Annotated in this window: 2 protein-coding genes; both read left to right on the top strand. The window is 56.2% G+C overall.

The genetic code is table 11. The features are described from left to right. The coding region (locus ACODR9_RS24200) for a type VI secretion system Vgr family protein (RefSeq protein WP_488813221.1) at positions 1-2,320 on the top strand (2,320 nt) is incomplete at its 5' end. A gap of 14 nt (positions 2,321-2,334) precedes the next feature. Further along, positions 2,335-4,260: hypothetical protein (locus ACODR9_RS24195; protein ID WP_488813219.1), on the top strand; the 1,926-nt coding region annotated here is incomplete at its 3' end.

The raw sequence follows: 4,260 nt of genomic DNA, 5'->3' as shown, positions 1-4,260 counted from the left end.
CCATCTGACCCACCCCAGGCCCCTGTACATGCGCAATCCCTACCATCTCGCCTTCCCCACCCGCTTCCAGCTCGCCCCATCGGTGCATTCCTTTCACATCACAGAAGCGCTGGATAGCCCTTACCACCTCAGCGTGGCGGTGACATTGCCAAACAGCGACCTGCCCCTCGCCCTGCTGATCGGCCAACCGGTTACCTTCACCATCACGCCGCAATCCACCGCACCGCCGCTTTCCATTCCCGGTCTCGCGCCGCTGCTCGGCGATCTGACAGGACAGCGCAGCTGGCACGGCGTGGTGCGTCAGACGCAGCGCGGCCGCAGCAGCCGGGAAGAAACCTTGTACACCTTCGACATCTTCCCGCGCCTGGCCCTGCTGCAGGACAGTCGCACCACCCGCCTGTTCCAGAACATGACAGTGGCGCAGGTGATCGAAGCGCTGTTGCGCCAGCATGGGCTGACGGGCAGTGATTTCCGCTTCAACCTGACCGGCCCGCAAGCCGTGTACGAGCACCTCACCCAGTTTCGCGAAACCGATCTGGCCTTCCTCAGCCGCCTGGCCGCGCATGCCGGCATCTTCTATCAGTTCAGCCAATCCAGCGACGGCAAGGATGTCATCCTGTTTGGCAACGACCTGGAGCACTATAGCCGCAGCAATCTGCACCCAATCGCCCTGCGCGAGCACGCAGGGCTGGAAAGTGTCGGCACCGAGGCGGTCACCGCCTTCAGCATCCGGCACAGTCCGATGCTACACAGTACGCGGCGACGCAACTTCAACGACATGGCCGCCAGTCAACTGCCCGATGGCAATGCCGGGTTTGCCGGCGAGGTGCCTGCCGCCCATGGCGAGGACTATGACTGGGGCGATGGCAATCGCGATGACGCAGAATCCACCCGGCTGGCGCAAATCCGTCACGATCTTTCGGTCAGCCGGCAATGCATGGCCAGCGGCGACAGCACTGTCAGCTGGCTGCAAGCGGGCGCAGTGCTGAAGCTGGAGCGCGCCTTTGCCGATGCCCCGCACGGCTGGCTGATCACTGCGGTGACCCACAGCGGCAGCCGCGATAGCGCGTACCAGAACAGCTTCCACGCCATTCCGGCAGATCGCGTCTGGCGGCCAGCCCTACCTCCCAAACCGCGCATCCACGGCACCTTGCCCGCCATGGTGGTGAGCCCGGGCAATAACAGCTACCACTACCCCTTCCTCGACGAGCATGGCCGCTACCGCGTGCGCTTCCTGTTCGACCTGGACAGCTGGAGCCCCGGCGGGGACTCGCGCGCGGTACGGCTGGCCAAACCGTTTGCCGGGCGGCAATTCGGCTTCCACATGCCCATCCACGCCGGCACCATCGTCCACCTCGCCTTCAGCGATGGCGACCCGGATGCGCCCTATATCGCCGCCATCACCCACGACAGCGAGCGGCCAGACCACATCACCAGCCAATGGCACAGCCGCAACGTCATCCGCACCAAGGCCAACAACAAGCTGCGCATGGAGGATTTGCAGGGCAAGGAACACATCAAGCTGGCCAGCGAATACGGTAAAAGCCAGCTGAATATCGGCCATCTGGTGGATGCCGCCCGCGCGCCACGCGGCGAAGGGTTTGAGCTGCGTACCGACCACTGGGGTGCCATCCGCGCCGGCAAAGGCTTGCTCATCAGCGCAGAAGCCAACGCCGTCGCCGCCACCGCCCAACTAGACATGACCGCAGCGCTGCATCAGCTGGAACAGGCCAACCGGCTGGCCAAAGCCCTGGCCGACGCTGCGACCACCGCCACCGCCCTGCCGCCGGATGTCCAGGCCCAGGTGGATCTGCTGCAACAGTCGCTCAAACAACTGGCACAGGCCGGCATCCTGATCAGCGCCCCGGCCGGCATCGGCCTCACCACCCCGCACACCATCCAGCAATCCGCCGGTGCCACGTACGCCGTCACCGCCGGGCAGCACATCAGCCAGGCGGCACTGGGCGACATCCGCCACAACGCCAACGGCGCCATCAGCCTGTTTGCCCGCAGCGGCGGCGCACGTCTCTATGCCAACCAGGGCAGCGTGGATATTCAGGCGCAAGGCGGCCCGCTGGCGGTGTCAGCCGCCAAAGCACTGCGGCTGAACAGCAACCAGCACATTACCGTAGCCGGGCACGACAGCATCGAACTGGCAGCAGGCGGCCATGGCATCCGCATCAGCGCCAAGGGGGTTGAAGTGTTTGGGGATATCAAGCTGCACGGCACGCTGAGTAATGAGGGGAAGGCGGGGCTGGAGCACGAAGACGACAGCTTTCCGCAAACCGATTTACTGCCAAACAAAGGCCTTTCACTGTAATGACGGAGTGACCGATGAATATCAGCCCACCCACCCTGAAGCAAGCCCAGCATGAGATGCCGGACAGCGAATGGCTAAACGCCTTATTACCCTCCACCACCCTGGGTGGCTATCCGGTAACCAGTCAATTCGAGTGGCACGGCGGCATGCATGTGCAACTCTCCGGCAGCGGTGAACAAAACAATGTCCGTGCCATTGCCAATGGCTATGTCCTTCATTACCGAGACTGTGGCCCTGGGGAACTGAATCCGGATGAAAACTCGCCCTTACGACGAAATGGACTCGACACCCCCGGCTGCGTAGTGATGCGGCATGAAACAGAAATAGGTAGTGGCCGGGATGGATACGTTGTTTTTTATTCGGTTTATCAAAACCTCGGCAAATTAAGCCCGGAAGTGATGATTGCATTCCAGCAGGGAAAAATACTGGCCCGCAAGCAAGTTATCGGCAAAGCGGGCTATACCGGTGGAATGAGCGGTTTTCATTTTGAAATATTCTGCAATACCGAAAACCTGAGAAGACTGACTGGTCGCACAAGCGGCAAGCTGGACTTAAGTAAAAACGGCAGAGAAAACATCATTTTTGGCGATAGCCATTTTTACATTCCGCAAGGAACAGCCTACTACAGCGGAGACAAAGCTCCCAAAGGCCAGAGCAAACCAGCGGGCACCACCACGCAAGACCTGTACGTCACCATGGAAATTGGCCACCGCGCTGCAACACTGACCACCCGTATTTTAGACAACGGTACATTTACACCCCTGTCAAACAAAACAATTCCACCGTCCTGGAGAAATTATGATACTGAGATGTATGAAAATGCAAAAAGTTTAAGTAAAGAAATTCTAGAGGCAAGCCTAAGCACGATTTATGAATATCTTCGTTACGGTCGCCTGATTTCAAAGAGCCACAACCGCGAACTTCCGGCACACGCCAGCATTTACCAGCAAATCACCACGCCACAGGGACTGGTCTGGATCAATATTCGAGACGAAAAAATCAAGAAATACAGCGATGCAGACTTTCCACACTGGCTGGGCTGGCATTTCGTAGATGATGACAAGACCCGTGACGGACTATGCCATTCCGCCTATATCCAGCAGCTGCTACTCCCCAAGGAACAAGAAAAAACCAAGCAAAAACTGGTCGCCGCGTTTTCTGCCAAGACAAACACACTATCCAGATTAATTTGCCAATTCAAAAGCGAGTGGGATGGCACAAAAATTGAAGAACGCTATGGCTGGATGAAAAAGGCAAGCTACCTCAACCCAAAATCCGAAGCCATGTCGGACAAGGCCTTTGATCTGTTAAAAGAAAAAATAAAGATTCTGTGTTTTTGGGAGAAAATAAAGCACAGAACCGGGGTAATGACCCACAAAATGTACTACCCGAATGAAGAAACGCATCACGACCGATCACTGGATGACAACATCTGGCACTTCCACCCACGTGAATTTATCCAAGTATTTCGCAAGTGCAAATGGTTTGGCAGTTTCGAGATGGAAAATATCTTCATCCCGATAATAGATAAAAGCAGGCCGAAAATTACACCACAACACCTGATTACCAGATATAAAAATGCCATCAATCAAACAGTGAGCAAGTACGGTTTTGATTATGGAAGAAGAACCATCCATTTCTTTGGCCAAGGCTGTGTCGAATGTACTCAACTGAGCAATATGACCGAAGTTGCTCAGCATCAGGATTACAGCAAAAAAATAGGGCTAGGCCTGGTAAAAGAATCCTTGCAACAGTACGAAATAGACCATGGGCATTGGTGGGGGCGAGAGCCCAATGAAAAATCAGAATTTTTTGCCAGAGAAAGATACAACAGCAAGGGAATAAAAATAGCAAACAGCTATAACTGGAAAGTTGGGAATCTTGATGGTGACGATGCGCAAAAATTCAGAGGTCGGGGCTTTAAGCAACTAACATTTTTA

This window comes from Aquitalea sp. FG25 (assembly GCF_057809375.1).
Note: the sequence above shows the minus strand (reverse complement) of the source record. Positions and strands in the feature narration are given on the sequence as shown.